The sequence below is a fragment of the Iodobacter fluviatilis genome (assembly GCF_004194535.1).
Classification (GTDB): domain Bacteria; phylum Pseudomonadota; class Gammaproteobacteria; order Burkholderiales; family Chitinibacteraceae; genus Iodobacter; species Iodobacter fluviatilis_A.
Window position 1 is genome coordinate 3,938,923 of sequence record NZ_CP025781.1, and the last position, 19,998, is coordinate 3,958,920.

16 protein-coding genes are annotated in these 19,998 nt (G+C 49.3%); 8 read left to right on the forward strand and 8 right to left on the reverse strand.

Going from position 1 to position 19,998, the window contains the following annotated elements:
• Positions 1-9: 9 nt before the first annotated feature.
• Both C1H71_RS17535 and C1H71_RS17540 read right to left on the reverse strand, forming a co-directional pair.
• Positions 10-1,023 (reverse strand): phospholipase, encoded by a 1,014-nt coding sequence (locus C1H71_RS17535; protein ID WP_130107710.1) that lies wholly within the window; start codon positions 1,021-1,023, stop codon positions 10-12.
• Between the two features lie 155 nt (positions 1,024-1,178).
• Positions 1,179-2,246, reverse strand: a complete 1,068-nt coding sequence (locus C1H71_RS17540) for a M35 family metallo-endopeptidase (RefSeq protein WP_188053383.1) — start codon at positions 2,244-2,246, stop codon at positions 1,179-1,181.
• 692 nt (positions 2,247-2,938) lie between these two features.
• On the opposite strand from C1H71_RS17540, the gene C1H71_RS17545 reads away from it, so the two are divergent.
• The 5 genes from C1H71_RS17545 (at position 2,939) to C1H71_RS17565 (ending at position 6,123) form a co-directional block, all read left to right on the forward strand.
• Positions 2,939-3,589, forward strand: coding sequence for a MarR family winged helix-turn-helix transcriptional regulator (locus C1H71_RS17545; RefSeq protein WP_130107711.1), 651 nt, complete (start codon positions 2,939-2,941; stop codon positions 3,587-3,589).
• A gap of 223 nt (positions 3,590-3,812) precedes the next feature.
• Positions 3,813-4,358, forward strand: a complete 546-nt coding sequence (locus C1H71_RS17550; protein WP_130107712.1) for a carboxymuconolactone decarboxylase family protein — start codon at positions 3,813-3,815, stop codon at positions 4,356-4,358.
• A 212-nt stretch (positions 4,359-4,570) separates the two neighbouring features.
• The gene (locus C1H71_RS17555) at positions 4,571-5,101 is read left to right on the forward strand and encodes a redoxin domain-containing protein (RefSeq protein ID WP_130107713.1); all 531 of its coding nucleotides are present in this window, start codon (positions 4,571-4,573) and stop codon (positions 5,099-5,101) included.
• Between the two features lie 84 nt (positions 5,102-5,185).
• Complete coding sequence (locus C1H71_RS17560) at positions 5,186-5,887, forward strand: glutamine amidotransferase (protein WP_130107714.1); 702 nt, start codon at positions 5,186-5,188, stop codon at positions 5,885-5,887.
• Between the two features lie 56 nt (positions 5,888-5,943).
• On the forward strand, positions 5,944-6,123 hold the full coding sequence (locus C1H71_RS17565; protein ID WP_130107715.1) for a hypothetical protein: 180 nt from the start codon (positions 5,944-5,946) through the stop codon (positions 6,121-6,123).
• A 147-nt stretch (positions 6,124-6,270) separates the two neighbouring features.
• Here the strand turns inward: C1H71_RS17565 and C1H71_RS17570 are convergent, their stop codons facing one another.
• From C1H71_RS17570 to C1H71_RS17595, 6 genes are all read right to left on the reverse strand, one after another.
• Complete coding sequence (locus C1H71_RS17570) at positions 6,271-7,653, reverse strand: sensor histidine kinase (RefSeq protein ID WP_130107716.1); 1,383 nt, start codon at positions 7,651-7,653, stop codon at positions 6,271-6,273.
• Positions 7,640-8,338 (reverse strand): response regulator transcription factor, encoded by a 699-nt coding sequence (locus C1H71_RS17575; protein ID WP_130107717.1) that lies wholly within the window; start codon positions 8,336-8,338, stop codon positions 7,640-7,642. The genes C1H71_RS17570 and C1H71_RS17575 overlap by 14 nt, the downstream gene beginning before the upstream one ends.
• Before the next feature lie 67 nt (positions 8,339-8,405).
• The gene (hemH, locus tag C1H71_RS17580; RefSeq protein ID WP_130107718.1) at positions 8,406-9,506 is read right to left on the reverse strand and encodes a ferrochelatase; all 1,101 of its coding nucleotides are present in this window, start codon (positions 9,504-9,506) and stop codon (positions 8,406-8,408) included.
• A gap of 264 nt (positions 9,507-9,770) precedes the next feature.
• Complete coding sequence (locus C1H71_RS17585) at positions 9,771-11,687, reverse strand: transglutaminase TgpA family protein (RefSeq protein ID WP_130107719.1); 1,917 nt, start codon at positions 11,685-11,687, stop codon at positions 9,771-9,773.
• On the reverse strand, positions 11,684-12,640 hold the full coding sequence (locus tag C1H71_RS17590) for a DUF58 domain-containing protein (RefSeq protein WP_130107720.1): 957 nt from the start codon (positions 12,638-12,640) through the stop codon (positions 11,684-11,686). Before C1H71_RS17590 ends, C1H71_RS17585 begins: the two co-directional genes overlap by 4 nt.
• A 173-nt stretch (positions 12,641-12,813) precedes the next feature.
• On the reverse strand, positions 12,814-13,725 hold the full coding sequence (locus C1H71_RS17595) for an AAA family ATPase (RefSeq protein ID WP_130107721.1): 912 nt from the start codon (positions 13,723-13,725) through the stop codon (positions 12,814-12,816).
• A gap of 340 nt (positions 13,726-14,065) precedes the next feature.
• Between C1H71_RS17595 and C1H71_RS17600 the strand changes: the two genes are divergently transcribed.
• From C1H71_RS17600 to C1H71_RS17610, 3 genes are all read left to right on the forward strand, one after another.
• The gene (locus C1H71_RS17600) at positions 14,066-14,998 is read left to right on the forward strand and encodes a histone deacetylase family protein (protein WP_130107722.1); all 933 of its coding nucleotides are present in this window, start codon (positions 14,066-14,068) and stop codon (positions 14,996-14,998) included.
• A 500-nt stretch (positions 14,999-15,498) separates the two neighbouring features.
• On the forward strand, positions 15,499-17,529 hold the full coding sequence (locus tag C1H71_RS17605) for a hypothetical protein (RefSeq protein WP_130107723.1): 2,031 nt from the start codon (positions 15,499-15,501) through the stop codon (positions 17,527-17,529).
• Between the two features lie 729 nt (positions 17,530-18,258).
• Complete coding sequence (locus tag C1H71_RS17610) at positions 18,259-19,971, forward strand: ShlB/FhaC/HecB family hemolysin secretion/activation protein (protein WP_130107724.1); 1,713 nt, start codon at positions 18,259-18,261, stop codon at positions 19,969-19,971.
• Positions 19,972-19,998: the final 27 nt, after the last annotated feature.

Below are 19,998 nucleotides of genomic sequence, written 5' to 3' on the forward strand. Positions count from 1 at the left end.
TCGGCGATCCTACTGGGCAAGTCGCTCGGCAGAGCGGTTTAAAAGGAGCACAACCATGGCGATGGCGTGGGGAATAGTTTGTCTCGCTACCCGCACCCTATCGCCATGGTCGGTAGACGATAAAACGATGCCGCCATTTTTATAAGAATAAGTGCCGCCTTCGGTGAGCAGAGGGCGGATATCGGTGTCGGTGGCTTTGAGTGGGCTAAAGTCTTTTAAAGCAGCGGTAATAAGGGCAGGGTTATTCAGTTGTTCGGAATCGTAATAATCTTTCACCCAAGTTTCCCAGCCGGAGTGGTTGTTGGCGGAGGTGGTCCATGTATGGTGGGGCTGTAATAAATCGGTGGTGTGCATCACAAAACCAAGCGTTTGCGCGCTGGGTTTGGCCAGGAATTGTTGCCACCAGTATTGGCCCAGATTATCAAGTGGCTGAAATGGCATGGTTTCGAAATCAGCGTACATATTGGCAGAAGACGTGCTACCCAAGCGGTAATGCGCCTCGGTCAGGCCGTAGCTATTGTATTTGGAGCTGTCGCCAAACCAGCCTTTTAATCCGCCAAGACCATCGTCCAGATAATCACCAATCAGCCAAACTTTAGCTAGCTTGTCGATAGTGCCTGCCACGGTTAGCTTGGCGTAGTTATAGCCACCAAATTTATTACCATGCACATCAGCGCCAGAGGTATGGTTTTGAAAGTGCCAGTAAGAGGTGTATTGGGCAATTTTAAGCGTGCTGTATACCGGTGAAATCTGACAACTGCCCGTGGTGGCGCCACAGAGATAAGTGTCGGCAAAGTCATCCACGTCGTAAGCGCCTTGGCCCACTGTATCGGCAAATTGCTCCCAGCTAAAGCCTGCTTTATGAATGCCTGCGGCCAGTTTTTGGTATTGAGTGCTGCTGGGGTTGTTTTTAATAAAGGTCATCGCATCCAGCACAATGCGCTTATGTGTCGTTTGATCCCATGCTTGAGCAGGGAGAGCAGAAAGGCAAAAAGCGGCGGCGGTAATATAAGCAAGTTTCATCAATAAGTCCTTTGAGCGGCATGGGGAGGGGGCGGCTTGAGCTGATGCGCAGATTATCAATAACAAGTTTCACTAGTAGGTAAGATTTATGACATTGGTATTGCGATGTGTAATAAGAGGCCGGTAAGTAGGTGGCTGCTCACCGGCATAATGGATTAAGGCAGGTTAGGGGTGTTTTCTACAAAGTATTCATGGCTATCGGCGTTGGCAATGGCTTTGGCAGGGGTGCTGATCGCTAGTTGTTTAGCGCCAGATTGGCCGTAAACATTATCTTTGGTGGAGGCCACCGCGTAGAAATGGCTCATTTCATGGACTAAAGTGCCACCTTTGGAGTCTGTGCCCGTAAGAGGTGCTGTCCAGAATGCGTTGCAAACATAGATTTTGTAAGGCTGGTTGGGGTAAACGTAGGCAAAGTATGAGTCTTTGCAACCGCAATCCACGGTCACGGCCTTATTTAAAAATGCATCTTTAATCGCTGCATAGTGGCTTTTTACCGTGGCATAGCGGGCTGCGTCGTATTTGCCAAACCATGTGCTGTAACGCTCGCTATTTATGCCTGCTTGTAGATAGTCATCCCCAGTTTGGGACATCGTTTGCGCTACGTTAAATGCCGATTTAACCATGCTCGTTTGCGTTGCTGAGCATTGGCTTAGAGTGAGTGCACCACCCGCAAATGATTCTGGAGCCTGCTCATTGATCACGCTGCCGCGTGGCAAGCTGCCGTTAATCCAGATATTGATGCTTTCTGAAGGGGCAATAAGCGCTTCCTGGCTAATACCGTTATTTTTTTTATCGGCTAAAGTATGGGGCGCATTAGCATGGTATTGAATCGTATAATTACCGCTGACCCGCATATCATAAAGCGAGGATAATTCCACTTTCTGCTGATAGATCGCGCCAGGTTTTAGCTCAAAAAAATCGCTAGCAATTGGGGCAGATCGTTTAACCATTGGCCCAAGGTAATTTACCTTTATGCCGTCCCGATAAATATCAAATAAAGCTTCTTGCGATGTAATAAAAGGCGTATGCCATTTCAGAATATATTGTGAAGTTGAAGTGGTGTTTTTCATGGTGACATTGACAAATACATCATCATTTTCTGATAAAGTGCTTTTATCAAAACTTAAGCTAACCGCCACATCCTGGGCATTTGCATTGCTTGAAAAACCTAAGACTGCAGCCAGTATTGTGATATACGTGCGAAATCTTTTATTAAAAATCATGATGTACTCCATAAATGGCATGAGTGATTAAAAAATATAGATAACGCACGCAGCAATACCATGGCAATTAAAGCCAGAGCGGGCATAAGCTGTATGTTTTTAAAGGAAATGGACAGGCTGTTATTGTGCGTGAATCTACTCTAGTCAATAAATTTTGAATGTGCTGTGAATAACAAGTAAATACTATTTTGATAAAAAAATGATAGCGTTTATTTCGTGAGAGTCGGCGTTTTTTGTGTTTTTTATCAAATTGAGTTGTTAAATAGAATAAATCGCGATGTAGTGCTATGCGTAAGGGCGAGTGGGCGTTGCCAGACATGCGGATAGATTCATCTAGGGATGGCAATGTTTGCCCATAATATCGAGCGCATGCCCATGTCTTTACCTTGTATGACGTTGATCGCCCCACCGTAGCCGCGTCAGTCGGGGCCCCATACGCCAACCTTCGCAGCAAGACCATGGATCTTGGTGGCGTTAGTTAAGGTGCCGCAAGGCATGACTCCAGCGGGGTTCTCACTCTGAAAAACGCCAAGAAAAGCAGAAATTTTTAGCGCATGCATGGCGTGTTGGCGAAGGTCGGTATTTCTAAGCTCAAGGTGAGGCTGGCACTTTAATGATCAAGGCAACAGCATATTTTTAAATATTAATTAGGAATCCTTGATAATTGTTTTGGGCTGTAGCATGATGACGGGATGGACAACGATCAAACCTCCCCTTGGCGTGATACTCCGGCAAGGAGTGAAAGAGTTATCAGTGCAATCTCCCGCATCGCCTCGGTGCTGCGCACAGGTGCATGGCAATTTGCCACGGCAGAAGGGCTAAACCCTACTCAGCTGGACGTGCTGGAGATTTTGCACGGCCGCCGCGAGGGGGTGCGATTGTCTTGGGTGGCGCAGCAGCTGGGTGTAACTACCGCCACAGCGAGTGATTCGGTGACATCTTTGTCATCTAAAGGATTACTAGAGAAAGTAAAAGCAGCAGATGATGGTCGGGCAGTTGCCTTAAAGCTGACACTCGCTGGTCATCAGCTGGCGCAAAGGCTGACGACTGCGATGCAGTTTGCAAGCGTTGCGGTAGAGGGTTTGCCAGAGTCTGCGCAAAACGAGTTGTTTAGCACTTTGCTGGCTTTAATCGGCCAGTTGCAGCGGGCAGAACGTTTTCCGGAGATCCGCGCTTGTGTTAGCTGTAAATATTTTGCTGCTGGCGTGCATGCAGATTCAGCAGCTCCGCATCATTGCCGCTTGGTTGATGCGGCTTTGCCCAAGGCTTTATTGCGCCTTGATTGCCCCGAACATATCGCGGCCGATGAGCTGGTGGTAAGCCGTAACTGGCTAGATATTTAGAGTTTTTTTTTCGTGTTAATTTGTTAGGAGTCCTAATTTAATGCACTTATTTTGCAATAACATGGTGGGGGAGTAAGCGCTCCCTACACATAAGGAGAGCATTCATTCACCCCTGTGTGGTGAATGTGTTCAAGGTGGCGTCAGAAAATCTGTCGTTGCTGGGTCAATGAGTTATTTTTTTTGTAGTGTCTATCTGTCGTTTAAATTTTTTGGGGAATCAAATATGTCACGCGTAAATCTTGTTAGTGCCGCCGAAACAACGGCCGATCGTAAGCAATTGCTGGATCAAATCCACGGCGCTTTTGGTGCCACGCCAAATATGTTCAGGGCAGTAGCCAACTCACCCGCTGCGCTGAACAGCATGTGGTCTGCTTTTGCTGCCTTGGGCTCTGGAGTGCTGGGTGCAAAATTAGGTGAGCAAATCGCCGTAGCGGTGGCGGATTACAACCGCTGCGAATATTGCCTCGCCGCGCACACCATGTTGGGGGTGAATGCGGGGCTAAGTAAGGCTGAAATGGCCGCTGCGCAAGCTGGGCAGTCTACGGATGCTAAAACCTTGGCAGCATTGAGTTTTGCATTAAAGCTGGTGAAAGAGCGTGGGCAACTGAGCGATAGTGATGTGCAGGCGTTGCACGTAGCAGGTTTTGATGACGAGCATATCGTCGAAATTCTTGCGCATGTGGCGCTGAATTTATTTACCAATTACGTGAATGTAGCGTTTCAGGTGCCGGTGGATTTTCCTGCGGTAAAGCTGAACCCATTGGCTTAAACAGGGCGGCAGGGCTAGCAGCCTGTCGGACTTCGACGGTCGAAGCGAAAAATCGCATGGTCGATACCAGATTTTGCCGGATTTGCAGCGCCAATAACGAGTTATTGGTCAAAAATCTGGTGGAATATAGGCCGATCAGGTGATTTTGCAGCCGACGGATGCTAAGGCCGACAGGCTGCTAGCAGCCCTGCCTACAAAAAAAGGAAAGTAAAATGTCTCATCATCAAGCCCCAGAGCTATTGGTTTCCCAATGGTTTAATCAGCCAGTACAATCTCTGGCAAGCTTACGCGGCCGCGTGGTTTTACTGCATGCATTTCAGATGCTTTGTCCTGGTTGTGTGAGTCATGGTATCCCACAGGCCGTAGCGGTAAGCCGAAATTTTGCCCCCGATGAGCTGCTTGTGATTGGGCTGCACACGGTTTTTGAGCATCACGCGGTGATGGGTGCGGATGCCTTGCAGGTGTTTTTGCACGAATACCGGATTCCTTTTTCGGTAGGCATTGATCAGGCGGCGGATAACAGCTCAATCCCTCTGACAATGCAAGCTTATGCCATGCAAGGTACGCCCACTTTTGTGTTGATTGATCGTCAGGGCGTGATTCGTATGCAACACTTTGGCATGCTGGACGATTTGCAGCTTGGCGTGGCCATTGGGCGCTTGCTGGCGGAGCCTATTGCGGTGGATAAAATGGTAGAGAATTTAGATCCCCTAAAATGCGATGTAGAAAAGTGCCGAATCTAAAGCTTAAAGCGTGTGCTTGGCCATTTTCCGGCTTAGTGCAATGGCGAATGAAACGTCAACAGACCCTAGAAAAAAGGACATTTTATGAAATGCATAGCCTTACAACATCTCGCGTTTGAAAACCTAGGCTGTTTTGAGAATGTCTTATTAGAGCAGGGCTTTATCATCGAATACCGGCAGGCAGGGCTGCAGGCGCTGAGTCAGGATGAATGGCTGAATACAGCGCTGATTGTGGTGCTGGGCGGGCCGCTGGGCGTGTATCAGGCGGCCGACTACCCTTACTTGCGGGAAGAAATAGGCGGTATTGCCAGTCGCCTTGCGGCACAACAACCGACGCTTGGGATCTGTCTTGGTGCACAACTGATGGCCGCGGCGCTGGGCGCTAAAGTGTATCCGGGTAAGGCCAAAGAAATTGGTTGGGGCAAGGTGGAGCTTAGTGCTATGGGGGCGGCGTCTGCAATGGCATCCTTGGCTGGCGTACCGGTCTTACATTGGCATGGCGATACCTTTGATTTACCGCAGGATGTGCTGCATCTGGCCAGCACTTTGCTGACACCTAATCAGGCTTTTGCTCTTGGTGATTATGGTTTGGGTTTACAGTTTCACCCTGAGGTGGACGGTAGGCAAATCGAAACTTGGTTGATCGGCCATACTGGCGAGCTATATGAAGAGGGCATCTCTATTCCAGTATTGCGTGCAGAAAGCCAGCAGAAAGCAGAATTGGCGATTGCAGCCGGGCAGGCAATGCTGCGGCAATGGTTGGCGGGGGCGTTGCATGGTTTGTAAAGTTGAATGCTTGTTAATAGAGCAGATTGCCAACATCGTAGGGTCAGAAGTGGCCGGTGGCATCCATAAACGCTCTGTTTCTGGGCCAATATGTCTGGGCTGGCAAGGGCTTGCTGGCGATCAGTAGGCCGATTTACGCCATCATGGCGGCGCAGAAAAAGCGCTCCGCCACTACTCGTAAGATCATTACGCCGCGTGGCGGGCTTATTTGGGTGATTTTATTAGTGGTTTTGTGACCTTCGCAGCCTCTAATGCCACTTTTGCTTTCTGCGCGCTGGCCAAAACTTTACAGTTTTTCTCACTTATTTCGCGCTACCTTTTTATGGTAGAAACCATCTTAAACTACTGTCTGTTTTGTTGGATCCACTATAACGCTAACAAACCTAATTCCGAGGCAACATCACGCGCACAATTAGCCCGTGCGGATCTGCGTCACGTAGCTCGATGCTGCCTTTGTGTCTTTCGGTGATTTCTTTGACGATGGCCATGCCTAGGCCGCAGCCGTTACCGGTTTGCTCGCGGCGGTAGAAGCGTTCGAACACGCGTTCTTTATCTGAATCTGGGATGCCTGCGCCATCATCTTCTACTTCCACCACATAATGCTCGCCTTCAATGCTAAGGCGGGCGGTGATATTACAGCCACGGGGGATGTATTTAATGGCGTTTTCGATCAGATTGGTAAACAGCTCGCGCAGCAGGGCTGAATTACCGTTCATGGGGGCCTCGGATAAATGCGTGTCGCAGCCTAAATCCATGCCCGCAGCAAGGGCGCGGGGTACACATTCTGCGGTGAGTTCACGAATCAGTTTGGCTAAATCTAGCGCAACGCGGGGCATGCCTTTGGCACTGTCTGGCTCTGATCTGGCCAGTGTGAGTAGCTGGTTTACCAAGTGAATGCTGCGGTTGGCACTGGTGTGCACCATGGTTAGCCGGTTGCTTAGGCCTTCGGGCGTGGTTTCGCGCATGGCCAGTTCGGTTTGCGATTTTAGCCCTGCCAATGGGGTGCGTAGTTGGTGAGCGGCATCGGCAATAAAGCGGCGTTGTCTGGCTACGCTTTCATTGGTGCTGCTGAGTAAATGGTTGAGTGCCGAGGTGAGCGCGCCTACTTCTTCTGGCTCGTTATCTAATAGTAGTGGTGTAGGGTCTTGTGCAGAGTGCTCTTCTACGCGGCGTTGCAGGCGTGCCAGTGGGCGTAGCCCACGGTTAATGCCCCACCAAACCAATAAGCTCATGATGAAAATCAGTGGAGCGAGTGGTGCGGCGATGGCGATTAAAATCTCTCTAGAGAGTTTGTTGCGTATTTGGGTACTTTTGCCGAGCTGTACGTGTAGCCATTGCTGCTTGTTGGCAATTTCCACAGGGAAATACAGCGAGACAATGCGCATGGCTTCGCTTTGAACGTTGGTGTCATAAAAAACTGCTTTATTGTCGGGTTTTTTATGGTTGAGCGAAGGCGGAAGTTGACTATTGCCAAGGATGACGCCGCCAGAGCTGAGCGTCACCATATAATGAAGGTGCTCGTCGGAATCGTCTTCAAGTAATAGCTGAGAAGCGCGAGGAAAATCGATGATCAGGCCATTATCTTGCGGCTTGATTTGGCGGGCAATGGCGCGCGCTGTTTGGAGCAGACTATTATCAATTACCGTGTTGGTATAATGCTTGGCTACGTTGTAGCTCAAGCATGCACCGGCAAGCCAAAGCACCCCCTGCGGTATAAGTAACCACAGGAGGAGCTGTCGCTTGATAGAGAACTTACCCCTCAACATCCTGCGCTTGAGGAGGTTGCTTCTCGAGTAAATAGCCAAGGCCACGGATGGTACGAATCACAACGCCGCAAGGATCTAGCTTTTTGCGTAGGCGGTGAACGTAAACTTCAATGGCGTTAAGGCCCACTTCAGCATTTTCGGAGCCTAGCTCGCCAACAATCTGCTCTTTGGTCACTACACGATCAATATTAGACATCAATATTTCAAGTACGGTGAGTTCGCGGGCAGAAAGATCCAGCGGCGTGTCATTGCACCAAGCACGTTGACCAGCGCGATCTAAACGCAAGTTACCGAGCTGTTGCACGGATTGCGGTAAGATTTTGCTGCGACGAAGCAGGGCACGCAAACGCGCTTCAAGTTCAGAGAACTCAAATGGCTTGGCAAGGTAATCATCTGCACCTGCATCTAAACCGGCTACGCGATCTTCCAAGCCATCCAGAGCCGTCAGGATCAGGATGGGTAAGGAAGGTTTGTGCTGACGAACGTTTTTTAATACTTGCAAGCCATCCATATTTGGCAAGCCAACGTCCAACACCACAACTTCGTAGTCGTTGTGCAGTAAAATTTGTAAGGCAAGAGCGCCATCGTTCACGCAATCAACCTGAAACTCAGCCTGAGACAGGCTAGTTTTCAGTGCATCAGCGAGAATTAGGTCGTCTTCAGCGAGAAAGAGCTTTGTGCTCATGGTCTGAACCTCGTTTTGTAAGAATAAGCTTACCGTCAGTTTAACTGTAATTTCATCAATACCCAAGTTAATTTTGCGCACCTAAAGCTTGGGCTCTGCTTAATGTGCATTGTTGTGTATTGTCTATAGCAGTGTTGTCAGTAAGTAGCCAGCCAGAAAGCTCTTTTTTTGTCAGCGCAGCTAAAGAATCTATCCAAAGTGGAGAATCATTCAGGCAGGGGATGTAGTGGTAATCCTTACCACCGGCCTGTAAATAGTCCTGTTTTCCTTCAATTGCGATTTCTTCAAGTGTTTCTAAGCAGTCAGCTACAAACCCTGGGCAGATTACATCTAGCCTACCGGTATTCGCTTTGCCCAGCTTATGCAAGGTAGCGGTTACATAAGGTTGCAGCCATTCTGCGCGGCCAAATCTTGACTGAAACGCCACGGTATACTCTGATTCGGCAAGGTCTAGTTCTTCGGCTAATAAACGCCCCGTTTTGCGGCAATAGCAGTGATAAGGATCGCCCTTATCCAAGGTATAGCGCGGCACGCCGTGAAAGCTGATGAGTAAATGGTGGCCTCGTCCTTTGGCTTGCCAATAGCTGCGTACTTGCTCGGCAAGGGCTTTGATATAGCCTGCGTCATCATGAAAGCCACGTACGGTGCGGATAGCTGGCTGGTTGCGATATTGGGCGAGCACGCGGCCTACTTCATCAATTACGGTGGCGCTGGTGCTGGCCGAATATTGGGGATAAAGCGGTAGGATGAGTAATTTTTCACAACCAGCGGCTTTCAGCTTATCCATCTGTGCTGCAATCGAGGGCTGGCCATAGCGCATGGCATAGTCAACTAAAACCTCTTTGTGGCCTTGCTCGCCTAGCCAGCCTTTTAAAAGTTTGCTCTGTCTTTGTGTCCAGACTTTTAAGGGTGAACCTTCGCTCATCCATACACTTGCATATTTAGATGCCGTTTTTTTGGGCCTAAAAGGCAGAATAAAAGCGTTAAGAATCACCCACCATACCGCTCTTGGTATTTCTACCACACGTGGATCAGATAAAAACTGTCGCAAATAGGGGCGAATTGCCGCTGGAGTGGGGGCTTCTGGCGTACCTAAGTTAACTAAAAGTACACCAATGCGGCTTTGTTGATCGTGACGAAAAGATGGCTCGGGCAAGTAAGAGGGCATAAAGGCGGACTCGATTTGGCTATGGGTTTGCTTGCCCACGTCAGTGTTCGAAGAGCGTGGGGTGTGGTTGGTGGGTATTTGTCATGCCTGAAAACCACTGTTTTACGGCAATGTGTTTTTGTAGACCAGAAAATCCCGACGTTTTTCGTTTTTGATACATCACTTTGCTGGGGTATACCCGCTCTAAGTGCGTGATGCGGTAAGACTAGTTTGATCTACGCAAAAATACTGAGTGCTTATCATAACAGCACAGCTTGCAATAGGTCATGAGTGAAAATGACGTACTGCTTGCTGCAACTTAAGTAGTGCCTCGGGGTCGCTGCCGTATCTTGCGGCGATATATTGTTGGGTAATGTAATTTATGGCGCTATTGTACTCAGGCCATAGCAAGCTGGCACGTAGGCTAAAGGTAAGAGGGCCTTCGTTTGGGGCGAGGATGCAGCCCCGCTTGGTTAATTTGCGGCAAAACTGCTGCCAGAGCTGGCTTGCTCCATCTTGCTTAGGCTTGGCGCTGTGGGTGGCGATTAAAAATAACGTTATAAGCACCACGCTCATCGCTAACAGCAGGCGCAGGATAAATTCACTGGATAGCACCTCATCAATGCCTAGTTTTTTAAATAGCTGCATTTGCTTGCGCATATCGTAGCCAATGACCCATTGATTCCAGTTATTGACTAGGCTATCCCAGTGCAGCCGTAAATCTTGCAGCCAAGCAGGGGGTGCACCGTCCATAAAGGGCAAGGTATCTGCATTATTAAAGCCATTCATTAAGCCATCATTGATGCGAGAAGGGGCTACCATGGCAGTGGGGTCTACGCGTTGCCAGCCGTTGCCCGCTAGCCATACTTCGCTCCATGCGTGGGCATTGGATTGGCGCACAATGAGATAGTGTCCATTTTGATTCCATTGCCCGCCCTGATAGCCGCCCACTACGCGGCTGGGTACGCCAGCGGCGCGCATCAAAAAAGTAAATGCCCCTGCGTAATGCTCGCAAAAGCCCTGTTTATATTTAAATAAAAACAGATCAATACTATGAGCGCCATTGATTAGCGGTGGGTTGAGTGTGTAGCTGTAGCCGCCATTGCGTATCCATTGCAGGCCACGGTTGACGCGCTCTATGGGGGGGAGGGTGCTCCAGCTTGCGGCTAGTTTTCTGGCCTCTGGGTTGCCTGATTTTGGGAGCTGTAATGCGGCGGGCAGCGTGTCATCACTGCTGGTTTTCCATGCACTAAGGCTTTCGATGCGATAGCGTTGGCGCTCGGTGATGGGGCTGCTATTTACCACCTGCATGCGGTTGCTGAGCATGGCGGTATCGGGTAGCGATTCAGGAATATCGAGTGCCAGCAGCCAATTGCGATTATGCGGCTCCATTGTCATGGTGTAGGCCAGTAGTGGGCCGCGTGCTTCAATGCTAGGGCCTCCGGCTTGATTCAAGCTGGGCTGCTTCCAGCCTTCGCCATCAAAAAAATCAAACACTGGGCCACGCCAATAGCGTAAGGCGGGTTTAGGGATGGCACCTTCAAATTCTACTCGAAATGCCACGCTGTGATCTTTAGCGAGCTGGCTAAAATTGCCGGGGCGCATTTCATCGGATAGGCCGGTGCGCGCGCTGACTTGCTCATCCGGCATACTCCATAGCGGGGGAAGCCGAGGAAAAAAGAAAAACAATAAAATGGCGATAGGTATGGCTTCTAGCAGCATTAGCAGCAATTGCTTGCTGAGCGCCCACCACGCCTGTGCGCTTTGCCATTGAATGAGCTGTCCAGTAATCGCCAGCATGGACAAAATGGCCCAGAGCAAAATCCATTGCGATTGGGCAATTAAAAAGCCCGCACCAACTAAAAAATAAGCCAAGAGACTGACGATTTTGATATCGCGTTGGCTACGGGTTTCAAAGAGCTTAACGGTGGCAAGGCAGGCTAAGGCGGCGACACCGCCTTGGCGGCCGATCAGGCTTTGATAGTCCAGCCAAATCAGTGCAAATAAGCCGAGGGTTAATAAAAAGCGTACTACGGTTGAGGGCAGGGTATGGCCGCGGTAGCTTATCCAAGCTCGCCACAGCAGTAAAGCGCCCAGCGCCAGTGTGAGCCAAGGGCTAAATTGCAAGCCATGCGGTAGCAGCACCAGCACAAAAGTGGCAATTAAATATTGCAATGGTAGGCGTTCAAGTGGGGTATTCATTCAAACAGCGCTAAGGTGTTTAAACAGTTGATTTGATGCGCCGTGCCTTTTGCGGCATCAATCTGCATATGCGGCAGAGCCAAGCCATAAGGTACGCCCATTTGTTCGGCAGCTAATATCCATGCCACTAGCCTTGATAGCTTTGCTTCTCGATCTAATTCATTGAGCTGATCCCAATTAAATACTTGCGGTGATCGCCCTTCTGCATCAAAAAACTTAACCGGTAATGTTTCGCTGTGCGCGGCTTGCTTCCATGCAATTCTGCGTAAAGAATCGCTTGGGGTATAGGGGCGCAGCCCCGCAAAGTCTTCTTCGCCATTGCCTATTTGCGTAGAATGCCCGCCGCCTAATGTGGGGGACCAAGGCGGCGGATCAACCTCGGGGTGTGGCCAAACTAAGCAGCGGGCGGGGCTGTTGAGGTAGCTCCAAGCATGGCATAGCCCCATCGGGTAACGGCTGGAAAGCTGCAAGGTGGGCGCATGTAGCCAACCACGGTGTTGGCTAAGTAGGGGAATGCTGAGATGCGCATCGCGTTCTATTACGACACATTCTAAAGGAAGGGGTTTAATCGCTTGTTTAAAGTAGAAGTGAATTGCACGTTTGGCTAGCCGATTGGGATTGCTCAGTTGCAAAGGGAAATAAGCTGTTTCACCGGCAAAAACGGCAGGGGCATCAAAAAGCTGTAAGTGCAGTTTTAATAAATTTCTAAAGGTGCGCAGCAAGATGGCGTGGCCTAGCCCCAAGAGGGTAAAGGCAAATAAATAAGCCAAGCTCAGTTGGTAATTAATCGCCCCAATTAAAACCAGCAAGGCGGTGAAGGTAAAGGCATAGCCAAAGCCACTGGGTAAGATATAGATGCGATCGTACTTTAGCGTTTGAGCGCTATTTTGTGAGGGATGCCGCCGGTTAAACCATAGATCGCGGCGTTGAGACAACCATTTTAATTTAGGCATAAACAGACTTCCAAAGGAAGCAACGTGGCGTGGGGGTGTTATTTTGTATCCGTCATTGGCGATATATAGGGTGGACAAGCTTTACTTGTTCACGCGCCGATGCAGGGGGTGTTGTGCTTCCCCCCCACTTGCCGCATAGGTAATGCTTTGCCCACGCTACATGGATAGATAGCTTAGGGAATGGCGGTTTCATTTATCAATGTTTTCACCATTTCTAGCGCCGCCTTGCCGCTGCCTGCCATCACCAATCTATGCTGGGTTACGGGCACAAACACGGCTTGAATATCCTCAGGTAAAACCAAATCTCGGCCATCCAGCCACGCCCAAGCACGGGCGGCTTGAATTAGCCCGAGTGCGGCGCGGGGCGATAAGCCACACATAAAACGCCCCGGCTGGCGCGATGCAGCAATTAGCGCTTGCACATAATCCAATAGTGCAGGGGCCACATGCACATCGCGCACGGCGTTTTGGCTGCTTTGTAAATCATTGCTACTGATGGCTTCAGGTAGTGATTCAATTAAATGGCGGCGATCTGATCCGGCCAGCATGGCGCGCTCTGCCGTGGAATCGGGATAGCCTAATTCAATGCGCATTAAGAATCGGTCGAGCTGAGATTCTGGCAGTAAAAAGGTGCCAATCTGATGCGATGGGTTTTGGGTAGCGATCACAAAAAAAGGCTCGGGCAGGGGCCAAGTGGTGCCATCGGCGGTGACTTGTCGCTCTTCCATGGCCTCTAATAATGCCGATTGGGTTTTGGGTGAAGCGCGGTTGATTTCATCGGCTAACAATAGTTGGGTAAACAGTGGCCCGTGGTGAAACTGAAAACGTTGGTTTTCTCTATCGTAAATGGATACCCCGGTGAGATCGGCAGGGAGTAAATCGCTGGTAAATTGCACCCGCTGAAACTTAAGCCCCAGTGTGCGGGCTAAGGCATGTGCGAGCGTGGTTTTGCCGACACCGGGTAAATCTTCAATCAGTAAATGCCCTTGAGCCAAAAGGCAAGATAGCGCTTGGCGAATTTGGATGGGTTTACCCAAAATGATCGCTTCAAGTTGCTTAAGTACCGCAGGTAAGCGAGGGGTCATGATGGGCTTTCCATAGGGTTGTTGGCTCGGTATGGTCGCGAATAAAATGCTTTGAGTGGCTTGATGCCATAGGCGCTTAGGGGCCAATATCTTATTTTTATTCTAGTGTGCAATTGAGTGCTTATCAAAGGTAAGCTGTCTACTTGCTTTCATTGCCACGCTCATTGTCTGAGGCGTAAACTAATCGTCATGCTTGATACCTGCTTTTTATGGGTAGGATGTCAGCTTAAATTAGACTGCTACCTACTATATAGACAGCAAACCCATCCCTTGCTCATTATATGAAATCTATGGGCAACCGGCTTACGATGGCCTGATTGGAGAAAAAATGGAGCTTCACATGAGTAGTGGCCCTAGCGCTTACATCACTCACCCCGCTTGTATCATGCATAGCATGGGCAAAGGCCATCCTGAGTGTGCAGAGCGCCTTGAGGCGATCAAAGATCGCTTAATGGCTGCTGGAATCTGGGATTTTCTCTTGCATATTGAAGCGCCAGCCGCCACGCGCGAACAACTGGCGCGGGTGCATAGCTTGGATTATCTCGATAGGTTGGCTTTGATTTCGCCTACGCACGGTTTTGTTCATGCTGATCCCGATACCGCGATGAATCCTTTTACCTTGCGCGCTGCTTATCATGCGGCTGGCGCGGGGATTGCCGCTGTGGATGCTGTGATGCAAGGCAAGGTGGCCAATGCTTTCTGTGGGGTGCGCCCACCTGGTCATCATGCTGAAAAAAACAATGCGATGGGTTTTTGCTTTTTTAATAATGTGGCGGTTGCGGCAAGGCATGCTACTGAGCAATACGGCCTAAAGCGCGTGGCGATTGTGGATTTTGATGTACATCACGGCAATGGCACTGAGGATATTTTGTGTGATGACGATAAGGTCATCATGGTGAGTTTTTTCCAGCATCCTTTTTTCCCTTATTCGGGTGATGTACCGCGTGGCAGCAATATGCATAATTTTTCGATGCCACGCGGCACGACGGGCGTGCAGTTCCGTGACTTGGTGTTGGAAAAATGGCTGCCGATTTTAAATGAGTTTGCCCCGCAATTAATTCTAATTTCCGCTGGCTTTGACGCCCATTTAGAGGATGAGATGTCGACTATGGGCTTGGTGGAGGCGGATTACGCATGGGTTACCAAGCAGCTCATGAAAGTAGCCGCGCAGCATTCACAAGGCCGTATCGTGTCTTTTCTAGAGGGAGGCTACGATCTTTCGGCCTTGGGGCGGAGTGTGGCGGCGCATATTAAAGAATTGTCTGAGGACTAAGAGATATCAATTAGCTGAATTGATCTGTATATATTTGTTTTGATTAGGCAGAACAAGCCAAAAGACGCTCATGGTACGAGTACCATGAGCGTCTTTTAACGCCGTACCACCCCAAAAATGCAGCCAGTCCTAATGTTGCAGCTATATACCCATGTTTTTTTCAAAATCCCTGTGCTCTTCCAATCAATCGCGTGCTATCGCGACCAAAGAACCTAAGTAAGAGTATGCATCTGAGATTGTGATTGATTCGGACGACACTAGTCAGCCGTGAGTAGGGCTTTCCCGTAGTAGATCAGTCTTCAGTCCGACAGGCTGCTAGGTAGACAGAGGCAAGTTAAAAATTAGATTTTCTTCGTGTTTTCCGTGGTTCGATACTTGGTTTTTCCTTAGCTAGCATGTGTAAGAAAGGTCCTTCATTAATCGCTTGCGATAATCTGACAAGCTTCTATGCCCCACCTTTGCTATAAATGCCACTGAGATGACAATAAGTGGACAAAGCGATGCGGGGCTTTCTCATTATTTTGCTGTTTGCTGTGTTGGCAGCCTGTGGCGGCGGGGCGAGTGATGTCAAAAGTGGCACCGCCAGCGCCGTAGCTGTCGCCAGTGGTGCTGCGCAATTAGCCGTTTCTTTGCAAGATGCGGCAGGTCAGGTTTCCACCACGGTTTACGCCAATTCGATTGCCACCCTTGTAATCAATTTGAGTGATGCCAAGGGCATACCCCTGAGTAATCGCGTGGTTAAGCTCGGCGTAAGCAACTCTACACTTAGCAAAATCAGCCCCGATACGGTTTTAACCGATGCTTCGGGGCGGGCAGAGTCGCAGCTGATTACCAACGACAATACTGGCGCAGATGCCATCAACGCCACGATTGATATCGAAGGTAAATCGTATAGCACCGCTTTTAATTACAGTGTTCGATCGCTGAATTTTGTCTTGAGTACCCCAAAGCTTGATTTAAGTACGCTATCTGCCGGTGGCAGTGTCGGCGTGTCGGTCACGCTCAGTAATAGCGAAACAGGCTTGGCCCTAGAAACACCCGTGAGTGTTAGCTTTAGTTCGCCTTGCGCTGAAGCGGGCAAGGCGCTGTTGTCGTCCCCTGTGTTATCGATTGTGAATAGCATTAATGGCGTCAAAACGGCCAGCGCATCCACAACTTATCAAGATAAATCTTGCGCAGGCGCCGATGAAATCACCGCAACAGCTAGCTTGGGCGGCGTAAGTCGCTCGTCTAAAGCTACGCTTTCTGTGCTTGCCGCTGCGGCAGGCAATATTGAGTTTGTGAGCGCCATCCCCGAGTTGATTGCCCTACCGGGAACAGGGGGCAATACCAGTGCCATAGTGCAATTTAAAGTAAAAGATTTGCAAGGCAGCCCCTTGGGCGGGCAATGGGTTGATTTTGCTTTGAACACCACGGTGGGCGGGATTTCCTTGGTGCAGAGCGCAGGGCAAAGCCAGCCGGGCACAGGTTTGGTGCAGGTGGTGGTGAATGCGGGTTCGGTCAGTACGGTGGTGCGCGTTACGGCGGTGCTGCGCGGCGCGTCGCCGCTGATTAGCAGCCAGTCTAATGCCTTGACGATTTCAACCGGCTTGCCGCATCAAAATGGTTTTAGCTTATCGGCGGATATTTTGAATCCAGAGTTTTATACGGTGGATGGCAATAGTGTGGTGCTCACTGCAAGGGCATCGGATCGCTTTGGTAACCCTGTGCCCGATGGCTCTGCGGTGAGCTTTATGACTGAAAGCGGCATCGGCACAATTACGCCGCGCTGCACCATGCTGAGTGGGGCGTGCAACGTCACGTTAGTCAGCTCGGGCAATCGGCAAAAGCTAGTCGGGGCGGGGCGAATGACGGTGCTGGCGCATATGGTAGGGGAAGAGAGCTTTAATGATCTGAATGGTAACGGGGTGTTTGATACAGGGGAGAGCTGGTCGGATCAGGGCGAGGCCTTCTTAAACGCCGATGAAAGCGCGCACGCCGCACCCGTGTCGCTTTTGGCGGTCGATGGCAGTGCCTATGTTGAGCCCTTTATCGATTTTAATGGCGATGGCCTCTATAACGGGCCGGATGGGCAATATAACGGCGTATTGAGGTCGGCAAGTATCCCTAGCTCGGTGGCTAAAACCATTCATGTATCGAGTAGCCGAGTGATTATTTGGTCGGCGAGCGCCTTGGGTAGCAATGTGCTGACGTACCCTTTGAGTGCCGGCAAGCTCTGTGCATCGGGTAGCTTGCTTAGCCAATTTGCCTTTGCTGCACGGGATAGTAATGGCAATGTGCTACCGGCTAAAACGCAGGTTGATTTAGAAATCACCCAAACGGTCTTGGTTGATGCGCTGGGCAATGCGATTAATAATCCTGCGCAATTATCGGGCCTTGCTAGCTTTACGGTGCCCAGTACGGCGGTGGTTTCGCAATTTACGGGCACTTTATCGGCGGTGGCTTGCCCGATCCCCGCTGACGCGCAGCTGGTGGTGAAAGTGAAGTTTCCAAGTGGGGTGGAAACTTCGCAAAGTGTGCCTTTAAATTAAAGACCCAAAGCGGTACTACATGGTTTGTAACTGTGCTACTGCGATCATCGCTACATGAATAGCGCAACATTATTTTGTATGGTTATTGGTCTGCAATCATTTTAATCAGTGAATAGCATTTTATTTGTTCATTTCCTGAAGATGGAGCCAAGTAAAAAGAACCGCCTATCTACATGGGTTTTATCCGGCTCCCGTTTCTTTGTTGGGGCCGAAATCGCCTGCCCAGTACACGATACTGTGCCGCGAAAAGTGCCTGTGCCATGCCACGGATCAAAACATCCGCTGTCACCGTTAGTGTGCCCGTAATTGCTTTTATTACGGGAGTGTGACGCCATGCCGCTAAGTTTATTATGTATTAGTCCAAAAAATCTGACGAATAATTTACACGCACAACCAAATAGTCACAAAAAATTTTGTAAGTATTTTGTTGCTCAGGATTTGGTCATTTGGTAGTATGCCGCCGGTGTTTTTAATAATAGCAATTATTCTCATTTATATTTTGAAAAAATAAGCTAGCAGCCTGTCGGACTTAAGCGATCGTAGTGAGGGAAAGACCGGTTTGAGACAGATTTTGTGGGTTTTTGAGGCGAATAGCTGGCTATTCAACGAGAAAATGCGTGAAATATGGCCAAATCCGGCTTTTTCGTAGTAGATCAGTCTTAAGCCCGACAGGCTGCTAGGTATCCCTTCGTTTATTTTCAGTACAACCGCTAAGAAAAACAAAAAAACATGCTGTTTTTATCTTCATTGTTCCACCCCAAGTACGCAAAGCTACTTTGTTCATTTTTAATATTGGTCCAGTTTAATGCCGAAGCAGCTCAATGGTCTGAAACCGATTTAGAGCTACAGCGCCAACAGGAGCAACTACAAGATTTACGCCAAAAATTTGAGCCTGAGCAGCACGTATTGTCAGGGCTTAATACTGCAACGCGTGGTAAACGCTTGCCAGCGACAGAATCCCCTTGCTTTTTAATTAAAAAAATACAGCTACAAGGTGAGTTCTTTACCTTCGGCTCGCTTCAATCACAGTTAGCAGGACCAGATGGAGATGACGCACCTGAAGGGCGTTGTCTTGGCTTGCAATCCATTCAACTTTTAGCAGAACGGATACAGAACGCACTCATTGCCGATGGCTATATCACAACCCGCGTCACGGTTAATTCCCAAGACCTCACTCAAGCGCTTTTAACATTGAATGTTTTACCTGGGCGGATTGCCAAGATTCGCTACCGAGGCGAAAGCACGACGGGTCCATATCTTTCAGTGCTTTTACCCACTACGGAAGGTAATGTTTTGAATTTGCGCCATATAGAGCAAGCGCTAGAGAACTTCAGAAGAGCGCCATCAGCAGATGTGGATATTCAAATTGAGCCCAGTCGTGAAGAGGGTCTGAGTGATCTGTTGTTTGATTATCAGCAAGCCAAGCCTTACCGATTTTCTTTGTCTGTTGACGATAGTGGCTCGTCTGAAACAGGTAAATATCAAGGTAATTTAACTGGGTTTGTCGATAATCTGCTCAATGTGAGCGATACCTTGTATTTCTCATATCTCCATAATCTTGATGGCATAGGCTCCGCTCAGAACGGCACAGAAGGCTACATTTTTCATTACAGCCTGCCCTTTGGTTTTTGGCAGCTAGGGCTGACTGCAAGCAGTAATCAATATCATCAAACCGTTGCGGGAGCCTATCAAAACTATCTTTATAGCGGCGACTCTGCTCAGCAAGAAATACAAATCAGCTATGTTTTACACCGAAATGCATCCAGTAAGACCAACCTAGACCTCAGTGTGTTTTCTCGTGGCTCTCACAATTATATTGATGATACCGAAGTTGACGTGCAGCGCCGTCTCACTAGCGGCTGGGAGCTCAGTCTTAATCATCGCCATCAGTTTAGCCAAGCAGCCATCAGTGCCGGGCTAAGTTATAAGCGGGGAACGGGCGCATTTAATGCTTTGCCCGCACCCGAAGAGCTGTTTGATGAGGGCACCTCAAGAATGAGCCTGCTCAATGCCACGCTGGCAGTGGATGGTGCATTTAATGCGGGAGCTCAGCACTTTGCATATAGCAGTGCACTGCGTGGCCAGCATGCATTCACATTACTTACCCCACAAGATCGTTTTTGTATCGGTAGCCGACATAGCGTGCGTGGTTTTGATGGATCGCAAAGCTTATGTGCCGACCGAGGGTTGACTTGGCGTAATGAAATAAGGGCCTCATTGCTTGATGGGCAAATCCAGCCCTATCTTGGCCTAGATGGGGGCATGGTTTCAGGCCCCCGAAGTGAGTTTCTAGCTGGCCGTCACTTGGCAGGTGGCGTATTGGGCATCAGAGGCGCAGCAGGTCCGGTTCAGTACGATCTCTTTGCTGGTGGCCCCCTATACCAACCCAAAAAAAAAATCAGCAGTCATACCTATGGCTTTAGCCTAAGTCTGAGTTTTTAAAAAACATCCGCACCCTTTCTATCAAAC

Coding starts and splice junctions, on each gene's coding strand:
- C1H71_RS17535 (WP_130107710.1), bottom strand. CDS start 1,023: ATGAAACTTGCTTATATTACCGCCGCCGCTTTTTGCCTTTCTGCTCTC.
- C1H71_RS17540 (WP_188053383.1), bottom strand. CDS start 2,246: ATGATTTTTAATAAAAGATTTCGCACGTATATCACAATACTGGCTGCA.
- C1H71_RS17545 (WP_130107711.1), top strand. CDS start 2,939: ATGGACAACGATCAAACCTCCCCTTGGCGTGATACTCCGGCAAGGAGT.
- C1H71_RS17550 (WP_130107712.1), top strand. CDS start 3,813: ATGTCACGCGTAAATCTTGTTAGTGCCGCCGAAACAACGGCCGATCGT.
- C1H71_RS17555 (WP_130107713.1), top strand. CDS start 4,571: ATGTCTCATCATCAAGCCCCAGAGCTATTGGTTTCCCAATGGTTTAAT.
- C1H71_RS17560 (WP_130107714.1), top strand. CDS start 5,186: ATGAAATGCATAGCCTTACAACATCTCGCGTTTGAAAACCTAGGCTGT.
- C1H71_RS17570 (WP_130107716.1), bottom strand. CDS start 7,653: ATGTTGAGGGGTAAGTTCTCTATCAAGCGACAGCTCCTCCTGTGGTTA.
- C1H71_RS17575 (WP_130107717.1), bottom strand. CDS start 8,338: ATGAGCACAAAGCTCTTTCTCGCTGAAGACGACCTAATTCTCGCTGAT.
- hemH (WP_130107718.1), bottom strand. CDS start 9,506: ATGCCCTCTTACTTGCCCGAGCCATCTTTTCGTCACGATCAACAAAGC.
- C1H71_RS17585 (WP_130107719.1), bottom strand. CDS start 11,687: ATGAATACCCCACTTGAACGCCTACCATTGCAATATTTAATTGCCACT.
- C1H71_RS17590 (WP_130107720.1), bottom strand. CDS start 12,640: ATGCCTAAATTAAAATGGTTGTCTCAACGCCGCGATCTATGGTTTAAC.
- C1H71_RS17595 (WP_130107721.1), bottom strand. CDS start 13,725: ATGACCCCTCGCTTACCTGCGGTACTTAAGCAACTTGAAGCGATCATT.
- C1H71_RS17600 (WP_130107722.1), top strand. CDS start 14,066: ATGAGTAGTGGCCCTAGCGCTTACATCACTCACCCCGCTTGTATCATG.
- C1H71_RS17605 (WP_130107723.1), top strand. CDS start 15,499: ATGCGGGGCTTTCTCATTATTTTGCTGTTTGCTGTGTTGGCAGCCTGT.
- C1H71_RS17610 (WP_130107724.1), top strand. CDS start 18,259: ATGCTGTTTTTATCTTCATTGTTCCACCCCAAGTACGCAAAGCTACTT.